We start from the raw sequence: 16,056 nt of genomic DNA, 5'->3' as shown, positions 1-16,056 counted from the left end.
TACGGGGAGGAACCGTGGATTTCGGTCTCGTACTCCAGACCGACCCGCCGGCGAGCACGCTGGTGGAACGCATGCGCAGCGCCGAGCGGGCCGGGTTCAGCCACGGGTGGACCTTCGACTCCTGCGTGCTGTGGCAGGAGCCGTTCGTCATCTACAGCCGCGTCCTCGACCAAACCGAGCGGATGGTCGTCGGCCCGATGGTGACCAACCCGCACACCAGGACGTGGGAGGTGACGGCCTCCACGTTCGCCACGCTCAACGACATGTACGGCAACCGCACGGTCTGCGGCATCGGGCGCGGCGATTCGGCGATGCGCGTGGCCGGGCGCCGACCGGCCACACTCGCCCGGCTCAGCGAAGCCATGCACGCCATCAAGGATCTGGCCGAGGGGCGCGAGGCCGAGGTCGACGGGTCGCCCATGCGGTTTCCGTGGGTGCGCGACGGTCGGCTGCCGGTGTGGATGGGAGCCTACGGACCCAAGGCGCTGGCCCTGGTCGGGCACCAGGCCGACGGCTTCATCCTGCAGCTGGCCGACCCCTATCTGACCGAGTGGATGGTCAAGGCCGTGCGCGAGGCGGCGGCGGAGGCTGGACGGCGACCGGACGACGTGACCGTCTGCGTGGCGGCGCCCGCGTACGTCACCGACGGCGGAGCGGAGCAGCGGGCGCACGCCCTGGAACAGTGCCGCTGGTTCGGCGGCATGGTCGGCAACCACGTGGCCGACCTGGTCTCCCGCTACGGCGAGCACTCCGACGTGGTGCCCGAGGCCCTCACCGCCTACATCAAGGAGCGAGAGGGCTACGACTACCGCCACCACGGCCGGACGGGAAACCCCGACACCGCATTCGTGCCCGACGAGATCGTAGACCGGTTCTGCCTGATCGGCCCGGCGGAAGCCCACGTCGAGAAGCTGCGGCGGCTGCGCGAGCTGGGCGTGGACCAGTTCGCCGTCTACGCCATGCACGACGACATCGACGGGACGATCGACGCCTACGGAAAGCACGTCATCCCCGCCCTGTGACACGGCACCGACACAGACCCGGGCCGGGCGCCGATACCCCGGCGCACGGCGTCCGGCCCGACGTACGACCCCGCCCATTCCGCCGCACGCTGGTTGCCCTGGATAATAGAGAAGACGCGGACTCATCAGTCATTTCGCCACAAATGACAGTTCCCGACCTCCGCCATCCCCCACTCAGCCCTCCAGTCATCCAGAGCACCGGTGCACAGTGTCGTGCCCATTCCCCCACGCGAGCGAGAACGAGGCCGACATGAGCACCGCAGCAGCACAGCCGCGCCAGGTGACGCACCCCGATGGACGAGTGTCGCTGTCGCCGGACGCGCCGCTCCCCGACACCGGATACGTCAACGACGACCTGCGCCCCCTGCGAATGGAGCAGCGGAACTGGAGTACCTACGACTTCAGCGCGCTGTGGGTGGGCATGGCCGTCAACATCCCGTCGTGGAGTCTGGCCGGGGGCCTCGTCGCGCTGGGAATGGACTGGAAGCAGGCGGTTCTCACCATCGCGCTGGGCAACATCATCGTTCTCCTCCCGATGGTGCTCACCGGGCACGCGGGCGCGAAGTACGGGATCCCCTTCCCCGTCTTCGCCCGCGCCGCGTTCGGCGTCCGGGGCGCCAACCTCCCCGCCCTGCTGCGCGGCGCGACAGCGTGCGGGTGGTTCGGCATCCAAACATGGATCGGCGGCCAGGGCATCTTCTTCCTGACCGGGCGGCTGCTCGGCCCGTCCTGGAACGATTCCGCGGCCATCGGTGGCGAGCCGTGGACGATGTGGCTGTCCTTCCTGCTCTTCTGGGCGCTGCAGGTCGCCGTCATCTCCTGGGGCATGGAGGCGGTGCGCCGACTGCAGGACTGGGCGGCGCCGTTCATGCTGATCGGCGGGGTGGCGCTGCTGGTGTGGATGGCGCGCCAGGCGGGCGGCCTCGGCCGGATGCTGTCGCAGCCCTCACAACTCGGGTGGGGCCCGGAGTTCTGGGTGGTCTTCTTCCCCGCACTGATGGGGATGATCGGGTTCTGGTCGACGCTCTCGCTGAACATCTCCGACTTCACCCGGTTCAGTGGCAGCCAGAAGGCGCAACTGCGCGGCCAGTCGCTGGGCCTGCCGACGACGATGACGGCGTTCGCGCTGCTGTCGGTGCTCGTGACTTCGGGCTCGCAGGCGGTCTACGGCGAGCCGATCTGGGACCCGGTGCAGCTGGCGGCGCGCATGGACAGCACGGTGGGCGTGATCTTCGCGCTGGTCGTCGTGCTGATGGCGACGATCTCCACCAACATCGCGGCCAACCTCGTCGGCCCGGCCTACGACCTGTCCAACCTGGCGCCGCGACTGATCAGCTTCCGGACCGGAGCGATCATCACCTGCGTCATCAGCGTTCTCATCTTCCCGTGGAAGCTGATCGAGAGCCCGAGCGTCTACATCTTCACCTGGCTCGGCACTGTGGGCGGACTGCTTGGCACGGTCGCCGGGATCCTGATCGCCGACTACTGGTTCCTCCGTCGCACCCGCCTCCGCCTGGACGCGCTCTACCTGCGCGACGCCGACTTCTGGTACCGCGGCGGCTGGAACTGGCGCGCCCTGACCGCCTTCGCGGTCGGCGGCGTCCTCGCCATCGGCGGTTCCTATTCCGCCCCCGGCAGCGGGCCCTTCCCCGAGGCGGGCCTCATTCCCTTCCTCAAACCCCTTGCCGACTACAGCTGGGCGGTCGGCTTCCTCGCCGCTCTGCTCATCCACGGGGCGCTCAGCCGGTTCGTCCCGGAGCGCCGCTTCACCGAGGACCGTTCGGCGGCGGCCGCCGCCGAGCCGACCCAAGCGGAGGAGACCGAGCCGACGGCCTGACTGGTTCCACCAACGCCGACGGGGGTGGAGCGGTACCGCTCCACCCCCGTCGAGACGCCGTGCGGGCCGTTCCCGGCCGTTGTCCGCCGCCTACTCCTGGACCGTCGCCTCGGCCCTCTCCCGCTCCGCGGCGATGGCGTTGACCTTGCCGCGGACCAGGTACCAGCCGCCTACCAGTGCGAGGGCGATCACCGGGATCGACAGGACGGTGATCCGGCCGGCGGGTTCGTCGAACCACATCAGGCCGAGGACCGCCGCGAAGAACACCAGGGTGATGATCTGCGTCCACGGGGACCAGGGCAGCTGGTAGGAGGGGCGTTCGACCAGGCCCTGCTCGCTGCGGAACCAGAAGACGAGGTGGCTGAGGAGGATCATGCCCCAGGTGCCGATGATGCCGATCGCCGCGAAGTTCAGCACGATCTCGAAGGCCTGCGAGGGCACCACATAGTTGACGCCGACACCGACGGCGTAGACGGCGCAGGTCAGCAGGATGCCGCCGTAGGGGACCTGGTTCCGGCTCATCACGCCGGTGAAGCCGGGGGCCGAGCCGGACATCGCCATGGAGCGCAGGATGCGGCCCGTGGAGTACAGACCCGAGTTGAGGCTGGACATCGCTGCGGTCAGCACGACCAGGTTCATCACGTCGCCCGCCGCCGGGACGCCGAGCTCGGTCATCACCGTCACGAACGGGCTCGTGCCCTCCTCGTAGACCCCGAAGGGCAGCAGCATGGCCAGCAGCAGCACCGAGCCGACGTAGAAGATCCCGATCCGCCACATGATCGAGTTGATCGCCTTGGGCATGATCTTCTCGGGCTCGGCGGTCTCCCCCGCCGTGACGCCGACCAGCTCGACGGACGCGTAGGCGAAGACGATGCCCTGGACCACCAGCACGACCGGGAGCAACCCGGTCGGGAAGAACCCGCCGTTGTCGACGAGGAGGTGCGGGCCACTCTCGTACCCGCCCACCTGGTGGCCGCTCACCAGCAGGCCGATGCCGATCAGCATGAACACGACCAGAGCGACGACTTTGATGATCGCGAACCAGAACTCCAGCTCGCCGAAGATCTTCACCGAGATCAGGTTGACGACGAGCACGACGGCCAGCGCGGCCAGCGCCATCACCCACTGCGGGATGTCGCTGAACATGCTCCAGTAGTGCGTGTACATCGCCACGGCGGTGATGTCGGCGATGCCGGTGGTCCCCCAGTTGAGGAAGTAGAGCCAGCCGCCGACGTAGGCGCCCTTCTCCCCCATGAACTCGCGCGCGTAGGAGACGAAGGAGCCGGACGACGGGCGGTGCAGGATGAGTTCGCCCAGCGCCCGGACGACGAAGAAGGCGAAGAGCCCGCAGACGGCGTAGACGAGCGCGAGCGCGGGTCCGGCCTCATGCAGCCGCCCGCCTGCCCCGAGGAACAGCCCCGTACCGATGGCGCCGCCGATGGCGATCATGTTGATGTGGCGGGCCTGCAGCGCCTTGCTGTACCCGGCGTCTCCGGCGTCGACGGGGGTCCCCGTCGACCGCTCGGGGTCACGCGAAAGCGTCTCTTCGCTCATCGATCCCCTGCATTCATATGCTCTGCTCCGTTGCAGTGCGGGCCAGTCGGCACGCCAGGAGGGAGCGTAACGCAGGTCACCCTGTGACTCCGCCACGGGGTCATCCGATGATTTCCCTCTGAGTTTGTCGGAAATACTCCTCACGCTGGCTTCCCGCACATTACCCAGGCGTAGATTTTTACCTTCACACCCCGTTCCGGACCGTCGGGTGCTCCCGGAGCACACCCGGATCGTCACCGGGCGCAGACATACGTCGGCCCCCACTGCTCCACTGCATGGGGGCCGACACGGGTTTCAGCGCCCGGTCACTCGCCCTTCCAGACCGGGGGGCGGCGTTCGGCGAAGGCTGCGGCGCCTTCCATGGCGTCGTGGCTGGTGAAGACGGGGCTGATGAGCTCGTCTTGCTGGGACCACATGGTGTCGGTCGGCCAGTCGGTGGATTCCGTGATCACCCGCTTGGTCACCGCGACCGCCATCGGTGCGTTGGCGGCGATCCTGGTGGCGAGAGCCTTGGCTTCGGCCAGGGCACCGCCGTTGGGGGTGACGTGGTTGACCAGGCCGAGCTCGGCCATGCGCGGGGCCGGGACCTTGTCGCCGGTGAGGGCGAGTTCCATGGCGATGTTGCGCGGGATGCGGTGCTGCAGACGGAGCAGTCCGCCGCCGCCGGCGACCAGGCCGCGGGTGACCTCGGGGATGCCGAATGTGGCGTCCTCGGCGGCCACCACGAGGTCGCAGGCGAGTACGGCCTCGAAGCCGCCGGCCAGGGCGTAGCCCTCGACCGCGGCGATCAGGGGCTTCTTCGGGCCACGCTGGGCGAATCCGGCGAAGCCGCGGCCCTCGACGATCGGGACCTCGCCCTGCATGAACGCCTTCAGGTCCATCCCCGCGCAGAACGTGCCCTCCGCGCCGGTGATGATGCCGACAACCAGGTCCGTGCGGGCGTCGAGGTCGTCCAGGGCATCGGCGATGCCGCGCGCCACCGCCGCGTTGACGGAGTTCTTCGCCTTGGGCCGGTTGATGGTGATGACGGCGACGCCGTCCTCGGCCGTGTACAGCACCTCGTCGCTCATGATGGCCTTTCCCTTACTTGGGCTGCATGCGCAGGCCGCCGTCGATCCGGACCACCTCCGCGTTGATGTAGCTGATCTCGACCAGCGAGCGGACCAGCTTGCCGAACTCCGCGGCGGTCCCCAGGCGCTTGGGGAAGGGCACCGGTGCGGCCAGGCGCTCCTTGAACGCGTCGGACTCCGGCCCCTGGCCGTAGATGGGCGTGTCCAGGATGCCCGGCGCCACCGTGTTGACGCGGACGCCGATCGCGGCGAGGTCGCGCGCGGCCGGGACGGTCATGCCGATGATGCCGCCCTTGGAGGACGAGTAGGCGATCTGTCCGATCTGCCCCTCGATCCCGGCCAGCGAGGCGGTGTTGACGATCGCGCCGCGCTCGCCGTCCTCGTTGATCGGGTCGGTCTTGCCCATCGCGGCCGCCGCCAGGCGCACCACGTTGAACGTGCCGATCAGGTTGACGTCGATGACCTTCTTGTAGCTCGCGAGGTCGTGCGGCTGCCCGTCGCGGTTGACCGTGCGGGTCGCCCAGCCGATCCCGGCGCAGGAGACGGCCACGCGCAGCGGCTTCCCCGTGTCGACGGCGGCTTGGACCGCAGCGGCGACCTGGTCCTCGTCGGACACGTCGGTGGTGACGAAGACGCCACCGACCTCCTTGGCCAGCGCCTCGCCGCGCTCGGCGTTCAGGTCGGCGATGACGACGGTCGCACCCGCCGTGGCCAGTTCCTTGACGGTGGCTTCACCCAGTCCGCTCGCGCCGCCGGACACCAGGGCGGCAACTCCATTCAGCTCCATGCGCGGCACTCTACAGACTTGTCGCCGCGAAAACTAGAACCGGGTTCGGTTTTGTTCGGTTCAACTACCCAAAATCCCGACAAAAGAGCACGTCACGGGGCCCGGCCGGGCCCCGTGACGTGCTCGCGGACGCGTCGACCTCCTGTGCCGGGGAGGTCGTGGCATTCCGACGCGTCCGGGCTGGAGAATTCTCCCGAGTGCGGGACGAATGTGCCGGTCAGGCCGCCAGCTCCTTGCTGACGCGCTGCAGCATGAACTCGCTCGACTCCCGGGCGCGCTCCTCCCAGGCGAACACGCAGACGGTGGCGACCCCGTCGAACTCCATGTCGCGCAGCGTCGAGAAGAACACGTCCCAGTCCACCTCGCCCTGCCCGATGTCCAGGTGCTGGTGGATCCGCGCCGGGGTCCCCGGCGGCTTGAGGATGTAGCGCAGCCCCGAGGACCCCTTGTGGTTGAAGGAGTCCGCGATGTGCAGGTGCTGGAGCTTGTCCCCGGCGTACCGCATCATCCCGCGGATGTCCGCGCCCGGGTCGTCCCCGGACAGGTGGAAGGTGTGCGGCGCGCAGTACAGGTAGTTCACCCAGGGCTTGTTGATGGCCCGCACCAGGTCCACGGCCGGCTCGTTGACCTCGCAGAAGTCACCCGGGTGCGCTTCGAGGTTGAGGGAGACCCCCTCGCGCTCGAAGACGGGCAGCGGCTCCTCCATCGACTTCCAGAACGCGGCCTCGCTCTCCGCCGCCTTCTCCGGGCGCCCGTTGAACTCGGAGTTCATCAGGTCGCAGCCCAGCTCGACAGTGACCTCGATCATCCGCTTCCAGTAGCGGACCGCCGCCTGGCGCTCCTCCTCGATCGGGCTGGACCACTTGTACAGCGGCAGCACGCTGGACAGCTCCACCCCGGTCTCCCGCAGCACTTTGCGCAGCTCGGCGACTTTGTCGTCGTCGGCCCGCGGATGCAGGAAGAACGGCATGAACTCCGCACGCGGCGACAGCTCGATATGGCGGTAGCCGATGTCCGCGACGGTCCGCACCATCTCGGCCATCGGCAGACCGCGGAACATGTACGGATCAAGGGCGATCTTCACGGCGTAGGACTCCTCGTGTCGGTCAGGCGTAGAAGGCCGGACGGTCCTTCAGGCCGGTGCTGACGATCTCCCCGGTGTGCAGCGCCTCCACGTTGGCGTCGCAGATCATCGCCGCGGCGTAGCCGTCCCACGAGCTGGGGCCGCTCACCGCGCCCGCCGCGACCGAGTCCACCCACTCCTGGATCTCCACGTCGTAGGCCTCGGCGAAGCGGTCCTTCCAGTCCTGCAGCACGGGGCCGCTCTGCCGCCCGGCGCTGCGCACCACCGGCGCGGCGGGGTCGGGCAGCCGCACGGTGCCCGTCTCCCCCACGGCCTCGCACTGGATGTCGTAGCCGTACTGGCAGTTGACGAACACCTCGACGTCGACGCGGGCGCCCTCGGCGGTCTCGAACAGCATGATCTGCGGGTCCTGCAGGTGCTCGAACCGGTGGCTGGTCCTGCGGGGGGTGAGCACCTGCGCCGAGACGATCTCGTCGCCCAGCAGCCAGCGGACCGTGTCGATCTCGTGCACGGCGGTGTCGTGCGTGGCCATCTCGGAGTGGTAGCGCTCCGGGACGGTCGGGTTGCGGTGCGCGCAGTGCACCATCAGCGGGGTTCCGATCTCCCCGCTGTCGATGACCTGCTTCATAGCGCGGTACCCGGCGTCGTACCGGCGCATGAACCCGACCTGCACCAGGCGCCGCCCGTGCGCGGTCTCGGCGTCGATGATCTTGTGGCAGTCCTCGGCCGTGGTGGCCAGCGGCTTCTCACAGAACACCGGCTTGCCCGCCGCGATGGCGCCGAGCACCGACTCCGCGTGCGCCGGCCCCCAGGAGGTGACCAGCACCGCGTCCACGTCCGCGGCGTCGATCACCTCCTGTCCGGTGGCCAGCGATCGTGCGCCCACGCCCGCGGCGACCGACGCGGCCCGATCGGCGTCGATGTCGGTCACCGCGGTGACCTGGGCCCCGCTCACGATGGTGGAGAGTCTGCGGACGTGGTCGGCGCCGATCATGCCAGCGCCGATGACGCCGACGTTGACGGTCATGTGGCTGTCCTTCCTGCTACGTGTTTCCGGGAGCCGACTGTCCAAGTCCGTCAGTCGGCCGACGGTTTCGTGGCGGCGCCTCCGGAGGCTTCGGCCGACGCGCTCTCCGCTCCCTCCTCGGAGACCGCGTCCGCCGCCTGGATCGCCGCGCCGACGCCCTTCAGCTCCTTTGCCGAGACGTCGTGCAAGGGATGGACCTCGGGTGTCCCGCCGCGCGTGAGCTCGTGCTCCAGCGCGTCGAGCTCCGCGCCACCCGCCATGTGGTGCGTGAGGTCGTCCAGGCTCAGCTCGGAGCGGGGAGCGTCCAGCTCCATCTGGCCGAGCTTGAGCACCGCGAAGTGGTCGCCGACCATGAACGCGTGGTGCGGGTTGTGGGTGATGAAGATGACGCCCAGTCCCGCCTCGCGCGCCGCGTTGATGTACTTCAGCACCACACCCGACTGCTTGACGCCGAGCGCCGCCGTCGGCTCGTCCAGGATCAGGACGCGGGCGCCGAAGTAGACCGCGCGGGCGATCGCCACGACCTGCTTCTGGCCGCCCGAGAGGTTGCTGATTGGCGCGTCGATGTCGGGCAGGTCGATGCCCATCTTCTTCAGCTCTTCGTCGGCGATGCGGCGCATCTTGTCGACTTCGAGCATCTTGACCGGGCCGAACCCGGTGCGCAGCTCCGATCCGAGGAAGAAGTTCCGCCAGACCGGCATCAGCGACACCATCGCCAGGTCCTGGTAGACGGTGGCGATCCCGCGGTCCAGGGCCTCGCGCGGCGAGGAGAAGTGCACCGGCTCACCGTCGACCATGTACTCGCCCGCGGTGGGCGCGTGCAGACCGGCGATGATCTTGATCAGGGTGGACTTCCCGGCACCGTTGTCGCCAAGGATGCAGGTCACCTCTCCGGAGCTGACCTTGAGGTCGATCCCGGACAGCGCCTTGATGTTGCCGAATGACTTGCCGACGCCCTTCAGCTGAAGGACCGGCGCCGAGGAGTCGCCGTGCCGCCGGGGCGCCGGCGCGGCCACTCCTGTTTCCGGCTTGGTGGTCTTGGTCATCGCATTCACCCCGCGGTCACCTCTTCGAACTCTGGGTGCGGACCCACATGTTGACGACGACGGCGAGCAGCAGCATCGCTCCGACGAAGAACATGATCCAGTTGTTGTCCCAGCCGGCGTAGACGATGCCCTGCTTGGTCATGCCGTAGATGAGCGAACCGATGGCCGCGCCGATGACGGTTCCGTAGCCACCGGTGAGCAGGCATCCGCCGACCACGGCGGCCATGATGTAGAGCAGCTCGTTGCCGACGCCCTCACCGGACTGCTGCACGCCGGACGCCATCAGCAGGTGCATCCCGCTGAACCAGGCGAAGAACCCGACGGTCATGAACAGCCCGATCTTGACCTTGGCCACCGGCACGCCGACGGCGCGGGCGCTCTCGGCGTTGCCGCCGACGGCGTAGATCCAGTTGCCGACCTTGGTGCGCATCAGCACCCACGTGGCCACGGCGACGAACAGAATCCACCACAGCACGGTGATCCGGACGCTGACGCCCAGGCCGGGAATGGGCACGTAGGAGGAGAACACCACCTGCGCGGAGGCGAACCCGTCCATATTGCGGATGCTGTCGGTCGACACCTTGCCGGTGATCAGCTTGGTCACCGCGATGTTGAGCCCCTGCAGCATCAGGAACATCGACAGTGTGACCAGGAAGCTGGGCAGCTTCGTGCGCACCAGGATCACACCGTTGACGAACCCGATGGTCAGCGCGAGGGCCAGTGCGAGGCCGGCGCCCGCCCAAACGTTGAGGTTGAGCTGGAAGCTGAGGATCGCAGCGGCCAGCGACGCGGTGATGACGGAGACACCGGCGGACAGGTCGAACTCCCCGCCGATCATCAGCAGCGCGACGCCCACGGCCATGATGCCGATGATCGAACTGGCGTACAGCACCGTCATCAGCGACGACGCCTGCCGGAACGGCTCGGCCAGGGCGAAGAACAGCACGAAGACAACGATCGCGCCCAGGAGCGAGCCCACTTCGGGGCGGCGCATAAAGCGACTCAGCAGGGAGCGCTGGCCCACCCGCAACGTCTTCTCGGACGTCTCGGACACGGGCTCCCTAGCGGTCAGTGTCTGGCTCATGGTGGGTCACCGGGTGCCCTTCTCAGCGAACACCTTGATGTCGTCGATGTTGCTCTTGTCGATGAAGCTCGGACCGGTCAGCACGGCCTTGCCGCCGCCGGAGACGTTGCCGTTGACGTTGTAGAGCCACAGGCCGTCGACGGCCAGGTAGCCCTGCAGGTAGGGCTGCTGGTCCACGGCCCACTCCACGAGGCCGTCCTGGATCGCGCCGATCAGGTTCTTGTCGGTGTCGAAGGTCGCGACCTTGGCGTCGCTTCCCGCGTTGTCGACCGCGTCCAGTGCGCCCATCGCGTAGGGGGCGCCGAGCGTGGCGACGTAGTCGACGTCCTTGTCCTCCTGGAGCTTGGAGGTGATGCTCGACTTCACGTCGGGCATGCTCGCCCCGTCGACGTACAGGGTCTCGGAATCGCCGTCGAACGTCTTCGCGAGCGAGGAGCAGCGGGTCTCCAGGGCGACGTGGCCCTGCTCGTGGATCACGCACAGCGTCTTCTCGGCCCCGACCTCGTTGAGCCGCTCGCCGAAGGCCTCACCCGCCACGGACTCGTCGGTGCCGAAGTACTCGGTGAGCCCGAGCTCCTCCCAGTGGTCGAGCCCGGCGTTGAGGCCGACGACGGGGATCCCGGCTTCGTTGGCCTTCTTGATCGCGCCCTTGAGCGCCTCGGGCTTGGCCAGGGTGACCGCGATGCCGTCGACCTTCTTGTCGATGGCGGTCTGGATCAGCGTGGCCTGCTTGGTGGCCTCCGGGTCGGAGGAGTACTCGAGGGTGACGTTGCTCTTCTCCGCCGCGGCCTCGGCACCGGCGCGCACCTTGTCCCAGAAGGAGTCTCCGGGGACCTCGTGGGTGATCATCGCGATGGTGAGCTCCGGCGTGTCGGCGCCGCCGGCGGCCGTCTCCTGCTTACCGCCCTCGGAACTGCAGGCCGAGGCGGCCAGGACGATGCTGGCGGCACCGGCGAGGGCGATCGTGAGTTTGCGGGTGTAGTTCATGACGGGAACCTCTCAGGAGGAGGAGTGTGGGGTGAATCGGTGGAAACCTTTCGTGGTCGCGGTGGGTGGTACGACTTGCGGGGAATCCGGGCCGGCGGCGGGCTTGTGGCCGGCGGGGGAATCCGGCCCGGGTTCAGCGGTGGGTGATACAGGCGAGGTTCACGCCATATCTCACGCCTTCTGGTAACGGGCTCCCAGCCCGCAGCTGTTGAGGTACTTGCGGGTGCGCACCGCGATGGGCTTGGGCACATCCGGCTCGCACGGGTAGAGGTCCTGCTCGACGATCACGAAGAGGCGGGCGTCGACCTCCTTGAGCGCGTCGACCACGGCGGCCGGTGCGGGCTCGCCCGCGGGCGGCTCGACGCACACGCCGCGCTTGACGGCCTCGCCGAAGGAGAGGCGCTCCTCGTTGACCTGCCGGATGATCTCCGGGTCCATCTGCTTGATGTGCACGTATCCGACCCGCTCGGAGTAGCGGCTGATCAGGTCGACGGCGTCGCCGCCCCCGTAGGCGACATGCCCGGTGTCCAGGCACAGGGAGACGAGGTCGGAGTCGGTGCCGTCGAGGAACCGCTCGATCTCGGGCTGGGTCTGGATGTGGGAGTCGGCGTGCGAGTGCAGGCAGAGCCGGACGTCGTAGTCGTTGAGCAGGATCTTGCCGAGCTCGTCGGCGGCCTTGGTCAGCGCGGTCCACTGTCCGTCGTCGAGCGTCGGCGGCTCGGAGAACTCCCCGGTCTTCTCGTCGCGGAACATCGTTGGGATGAACACCAGGTGGTGCGCTCCGACCGCTGCGGTCAGCTCGGCGACCTTGCGCACGGTGGAGAGCATGTCGTCCCAGCGCTCCGGGCGGTGCAGCGAGCCGAACACGGTGCCGCCGGAGACCTTCAGGTTCCGCTTGCCGACCTCGTCGGCGAGCTGCTTCGGGTCGGTGGGCAGGTAGCCGTAGGGGCCGAGCTCGAGCCAGTCGTAGCCGGACTCGGCGAGCTCGTCGAGGAACCGGTTCCACGGAGTCTGGTACTCGTCCTCCGGGAACCACACGCCCCAGGAGTCGGGGGCGGAGCCCAGGACCAGCTTCTCGCTCATCTCCGTCATTGCGTCGACCTTTCGTAGGCGGGGTGGCTGTCCGCGGCGCTAGCCGTGGGTCGGGAAGTTGAACGCGGCCTCGACGGACCGGGAGACGTGCGGCCAGCGGCTGGTGACGACCTTGGCCCGGGTGTAGAAGTGGACGCCCTCAGGGCCGTGGATGTGGTTGTCGCCGAACAGCGAGTCCTTCCAGCCGCCGAAGGAGTAGTGCGACATCGGCACCGGGATCGGCACGTTGACGCCGATCATCCCGACGTGGACCCCGCGCTGGAAGCGGCGGGCGGACTCGCCGTCGCCGGTGAAGATCGCGGTGCCGTTGCCGTACGGGTTGGCGTTGATCAGCTCGATCGCCTCGTCCAGGTCGGCTGCGCGGACGACCACCAGCAGCGGGCCGAAGACCTCGTCTGTGTAGACGTCCATCTCCTTGGTGACCCGGTCCAGCAGCGTGGGACCGACGAAGAAGCCGTCCTCGTGCCCCTCGACCTTGAGGTCGCGGCCGTCGACCACGGCCACCGCGCCCTGCTCGACGCCGGAGGCGACATACGAGGTGACGCGGTCGCGGGCCTGGGCGGTGATGACCGGGCCCATGTCGTTGCCGACGTCCTGGCCGGGGCCGACCTTGATGGCCTTGGCCTTCTCGGCGAGGACCGGCAGCAGCGCGTCGGCCGCCTCGCCCACCGCCACGGCGGCGGAGATCGCCATGCACCGCTGCCCGGCCGAGCCGAACGCGGCGGCGGTCAGGTGGTTGGCGGCGTACTCCAGGTCGGCGTCGGGAAGAACCACGGCGTGGTTCTTGGCGCCGCCCAGCGCCTGCACGCGCTTGCCCGAGGCGGTGGCGCGCTCGTGCACGTACTTAGCGATGGGGGTGGAGCCGACGAAGGAGACCGCCTCGATGCCGGGGTGGTCCAGGACCGCGTCGACGGCGGCCTTGTCGCCGTGCACGACGTTGAACACGCCGTCGGGCAGCCCGGCCCGCTTGTACAGCTCGGCGACGAAGTTGGACGCCGACGGGTCGCGCTCGCTGGGCTTGAGGACGAAGGTGTTGCCGCAGGCGATCGCGATGGGGTGCATCCACAGCGGCACCATGATGGGGAAGTTGAACGGGGTGATCCCGGCGACCACGCCCAGCGGCTGGCGGAAGTCGAAGGAGTCGATCCCGGTGGAGATCTGGTCGGAGTAACCGCCCTTGAGGTGGCTGATGATGCCGCAGGCGTACTCCACGATCTCGCGGCCGCGCACGATCTCGCCGCGGGCGTCGTCGATCACCTTGCCGTGCTCGGCGGCGATGATCTCGGCCAGCTCGTCCTCGTGCTCGACCAGCAGCTCGCGCAGCCGGAACATGACGCGGGTCCGCTGGGTGAGCGAGGACTCGCCCCAGGTCTCGAAGGCCGTCGCGGCCGCGACGACGGCGGTGTCGACGTCACTCGTCTCGGCCATCAGGACCGCGGCCTGCTCGGCGCCGGTGGCCGGGTTCCACACCGGTGCGGTGCGGGTGGAGGCCCCCGGGGTGGCGGCCCCGTTGATCCAGTGCTGGATGGTGTTGGTGGTGCTCACTGCATGCGTCCTTCTCATTGGGGCACGTCACAGGTAGTGGCGCTGCTGGGCCTTGTGCTCGGCGTAGGTGACGGCGGCGTCACGGGTGCTGTCGAGGTCGGCCACCTGGCTCACCGGCACGTCCCACCAGGCCGAACCGGGCGGGTTGGGCCCGTACAGGTCGGTCTCGATGTGCACGACGGTCGTGGTGTCGGCGGCTTTGGCCCGCGCGATGGCCTCGCGGAACTCTTTGATGCCATCGGCGCGGATGACGTCGGCGCCGAGGCTGGCGGCGTTGGCGGCCAGGTCGACGGGGAGGACATCGCCTTCGAGCAGCCCGCTCTTCTCGTCGCGGTAGCGGTACTTGGTGCCGAAGCGCTGCGACCCCAGGTCTTCCGACAGGGACCCGATCGAGGCGAACCCGTGGTTCTGCACCACGACGATGATGACCTTGATGCCCTCGGAGACCATGGTCACGATCTCCTGGGCCATCATCAGGTAGGAGCCGTCTCCGACCAGGACGACCACCTCGCGGCTCGGGTCGCCCATCTTGACGCCGGTGCCACTGGCCACCTCGTAGCCCATGCAGGAGTAGGCGTACTCGACGTGATAGGCCTTGGGGTCGCTGGCGCGCCACAGCATCTGCAGGTCACCGGGCATGCTCCCCGCGGCGTTGATGACGACGTCGCGCGGGCCGAGCGTTTCGTTGAGCGCGCCCAGCACCGCCGTCTGCGCGGGCAGCGGACCGTGGTCGACGTGGTAGCACTCGTCGGTGATCCGCGCCCACTCGGCGGCCAGCTCCCGGGCGCGCTGCCGGTGGGCGTGCTCCACCTGCCATCCGTCGAGCTCGCGGCGGAGCGCCTCCAGGCCGGTCCGCGCGTCGGCGACGAGCATCGACGCCTGGTGCTTGGCGGCGTCGAGGCGCGCGATGTTGAGGTTGACGAACCGGACGTCGGGGTTGGCGAAGACGGTGTGGCTCGCCGTGGTGAAGTCGCTGTAGCGGGTGCCGACGCCGAGCACCACGTCGGCCTCGCGGGCCAGGGTGTTGGCGGCCGCGGTGCCGGTGGAGCCGAGCCCGCCGACGGCGCACGGGTGGTCCCAGGGGACCGCGCCCTTGCCCGCGTGGGTGTCGGCCACCGGGATGCCGGTCGCCGCGGCCAAGTCGCACAGCGCCGCCATGGCCTGGGAGTAGACGACGCCGCCGCCCGCCACGATCAGCGGCTTCTTCGCGCCGCGCAGCGCATCGACCGCGCGGGCCAGCGCGGCGGTGTCCGGCCGCGGGCGGTCGATGTGCCACACCCGCTTGCGGAAGAACTCCACCGGCCAGTCGTAGGCCTCGGCCTGCACGTCCTGGGGCAGGCACAGCGTGACCGCGCCCGTCTCCACCTGGTCGGTGAGCACCCGCATGGCGGCCAGCGCGGCGGGGACGAGCTGCTCAGGGCGGGTGACGCGGTCCCAGTACTTCGACACCGGCCGCAGCGCGTCGTTGACCGAGACGTCGCCGCCGCGGGTGTCCTCCAGCTGCTGCAGCACCGGGTCGGGGCCGCGGGTGGCGAACATGTCGCTGGGCAGGAGCAGCACCGGCATGCGGTTGGTGGTGGCCAGCGCGGCGCCGGTGACCATGTTGGTGGAGCCGGGGCCGGTGGAGGCGGTGCAGGCGAAGGCCTGCAGCCGGTCGCGCATCTTGGCGAAGCCCACCGAGCTGTGCACCATGCCCTGCTCGTTGCGGGCGAGGTAGTAGGGGAGGTGGTGGGGGGCTGTCTCGCCGGTGGTGGCGGCCTGCAGCAGGGCCTGGCCCAGCCCCGCCACGTTGCCGTGCCCGAAGATGCCCCACACGCCGGGGATCAGGCGCTGCTCGACGCCGTCGCGCTCGGAGTACTGCGCGGCGAGGAAGCGGACCAGCGCCTGGGCGGTCGTCAGCCGGACGGTCTCGGTCACCGGG

At 69.0% G+C, this 16,056-nt stretch carries 13 protein-coding genes; 2 read left to right on the top strand and 11 right to left on the bottom strand.

The annotated features are described in order from the left end of the window. The first annotated feature begins 14 nt into the window (after window positions 1-14). Both CDO52_RS05505 and CDO52_RS05500 read left to right on the top strand, forming a co-directional pair. Window positions 15-1,022 carry a TIGR03842 family LLM class F420-dependent oxidoreductase gene (locus tag CDO52_RS05505; RefSeq protein ID WP_017620204.1) on the top strand — a complete coding sequence of 336 codons (1,008 nt, stop codon included), beginning with the start codon at window positions 15-17 and terminating at the stop codon, window positions 1,020-1,022. Window positions 1,023-1,272: 250 nt separating this feature from the next. Next, entirely contained in the window at window positions 1,273-2,859 is a 1,587-nt protein-coding gene (locus CDO52_RS05500; protein WP_051060851.1) for an NCS1 family nucleobase:cation symporter-1, read from the top strand. Window positions 2,860-2,949: 90 nt separating this feature from the next. Here CDO52_RS05500 and CDO52_RS05495 read toward each other — a convergent pair whose 3' ends face one another. The 11 genes from CDO52_RS05495 to iolD form a co-directional block, all read right to left on the bottom strand. Beyond that, complete coding sequence (locus tag CDO52_RS05495) at window positions 2,950-4,413, bottom strand: amino acid permease (RefSeq protein ID WP_017620206.1); 1,464 nt, start codon at window positions 4,411-4,413, stop codon at window positions 2,950-2,952. Between the two features lie 305 nt (window positions 4,414-4,718). Beyond that, window positions 4,719-5,483 carry a crotonase/enoyl-CoA hydratase family protein gene (locus CDO52_RS05490; RefSeq protein ID WP_017620207.1) on the bottom strand — a complete coding sequence of 255 codons (765 nt, stop codon included), beginning with the start codon at window positions 5,481-5,483 and terminating at the stop codon, window positions 4,719-4,721. Window positions 5,484-5,496: 13 nt separating this feature from the next. Beyond that, on the bottom strand, window positions 5,497-6,270 hold the full coding sequence (locus CDO52_RS05485; RefSeq protein ID WP_026126082.1) for an SDR family NAD(P)-dependent oxidoreductase: 774 nt from the start codon (window positions 6,268-6,270) through the stop codon (window positions 5,497-5,499). Between the two features lie 217 nt (window positions 6,271-6,487). Next, a complete protein-coding gene (locus tag CDO52_RS05480; RefSeq protein ID WP_017620209.1) occupies window positions 6,488-7,354 on the bottom strand; it encodes a sugar phosphate isomerase/epimerase family protein in 867 nt (288 codons plus the stop codon). A 22-nt stretch (window positions 7,355-7,376) separates the two neighbouring features. Further along, on the bottom strand, window positions 7,377-8,381 hold the full coding sequence (locus CDO52_RS05475) for a Gfo/Idh/MocA family oxidoreductase (RefSeq protein ID WP_017620210.1): 1,005 nt from the start codon (window positions 8,379-8,381) through the stop codon (window positions 7,377-7,379). Between the two features lie 50 nt (window positions 8,382-8,431). Continuing rightward, window positions 8,432-9,427, bottom strand: coding sequence for an ATP-binding cassette domain-containing protein (locus tag CDO52_RS05470; RefSeq protein ID WP_017620211.1), 996 nt, complete (start codon window positions 9,425-9,427; stop codon window positions 8,432-8,434). Between the two features lie 16 nt (window positions 9,428-9,443). After that, window positions 9,444-10,511, bottom strand: coding sequence for an ABC transporter permease (locus CDO52_RS05465; RefSeq protein ID WP_086003458.1), 1,068 nt, complete (start codon window positions 10,509-10,511; stop codon window positions 9,444-9,446). Between the two features lie 6 nt (window positions 10,512-10,517). Then, window positions 10,518-11,498 (bottom strand): substrate-binding domain-containing protein, encoded by a 981-nt coding sequence (locus tag CDO52_RS05460; RefSeq protein WP_017620213.1) that lies wholly within the window; start codon window positions 11,496-11,498, stop codon window positions 10,518-10,520. A gap of 171 nt (window positions 11,499-11,669) precedes the next feature. Next, window positions 11,670-12,590 (bottom strand): TIM barrel protein, encoded by a 921-nt coding sequence (locus tag CDO52_RS05455; protein WP_017620214.1) that lies wholly within the window; start codon window positions 12,588-12,590, stop codon window positions 11,670-11,672. Window positions 12,591-12,629: 39 nt separating this feature from the next. Then, the gene (locus CDO52_RS05450) at window positions 12,630-14,153 is read right to left on the bottom strand and encodes a CoA-acylating methylmalonate-semialdehyde dehydrogenase (RefSeq protein WP_033301174.1); all 1,524 of its coding nucleotides are present in this window, start codon (window positions 14,151-14,153) and stop codon (window positions 12,630-12,632) included. A 9-nt stretch (window positions 14,154-14,162) separates the two neighbouring features. Beyond that, a complete protein-coding gene (gene iolD, locus CDO52_RS05445) occupies window positions 14,163-16,052 on the bottom strand; it encodes a 3D-(3,5/4)-trihydroxycyclohexane-1,2-dione acylhydrolase (decyclizing) (RefSeq protein ID WP_017620216.1) in 1,890 nt (629 codons plus the stop codon). Window positions 16,053-16,056 lie beyond the last annotated feature (4 nt).

Origin of the sequence: Nocardiopsis gilva YIM 90087 (assembly GCF_002263495.1) — a bacterium.
GTDB lineage: Bacteria > Actinomycetota > Actinomycetes > Streptosporangiales > Streptosporangiaceae > Nocardiopsis_C > Nocardiopsis_C gilva.
Note: the sequence above shows the minus strand (reverse complement) of the source record. Positions and strands in the feature narration are given on the sequence as shown.

Coding starts and splice junctions, on each gene's coding strand:
- CDO52_RS05495 (WP_017620206.1), bottom strand. CDS start 4,413: ATGAGCGAAGAGACGCTTTCGCGTGACCCCGAGCGGTCGACGGGGACC.
- CDO52_RS05490 (WP_017620207.1), bottom strand. CDS start 5,483: ATGAGCGACGAGGTGCTGTACACGGCCGAGGACGGCGTCGCCGTCATC.
- CDO52_RS05475 (WP_017620210.1), bottom strand. CDS start 8,381: ATGACCGTCAACGTCGGCGTCATCGGCGCTGGCATGATCGGCGCCGAC.
- CDO52_RS05455 (WP_017620214.1), bottom strand. CDS start 12,590: ATGACGGAGATGAGCGAGAAGCTGGTCCTGGGCTCCGCCCCCGACTCC.
- CDO52_RS05450 (WP_033301174.1), bottom strand. CDS start 14,153: ATGAGAAGGACGCATGCAGTGAGCACCACCAACACCATCCAGCACTGG.
- CDO52_RS05465 (WP_086003458.1), bottom strand. CDS start 10,511: ATGAGCCAGACACTGACCGCTAGGGAGCCCGTGTCCGAGACGTCCGAG.
- CDO52_RS05485 (WP_026126082.1), bottom strand. CDS start 6,270: ATGGAGCTGAATGGAGTTGCCGCCCTGGTGTCCGGCGGCGCGAGCGGA.
- CDO52_RS05500 (WP_051060851.1), top strand. CDS start 1,273: ATGAGCACCGCAGCAGCACAGCCGCGCCAGGTGACGCACCCCGATGGA.
- CDO52_RS05470 (WP_017620211.1), bottom strand. CDS start 9,427: ATGACCAAGACCACCAAGCCGGAAACAGGAGTGGCCGCGCCGGCGCCC.
- CDO52_RS05460 (WP_017620213.1), bottom strand. CDS start 11,498: ATGAACTACACCCGCAAACTCACGATCGCCCTCGCCGGTGCCGCCAGC.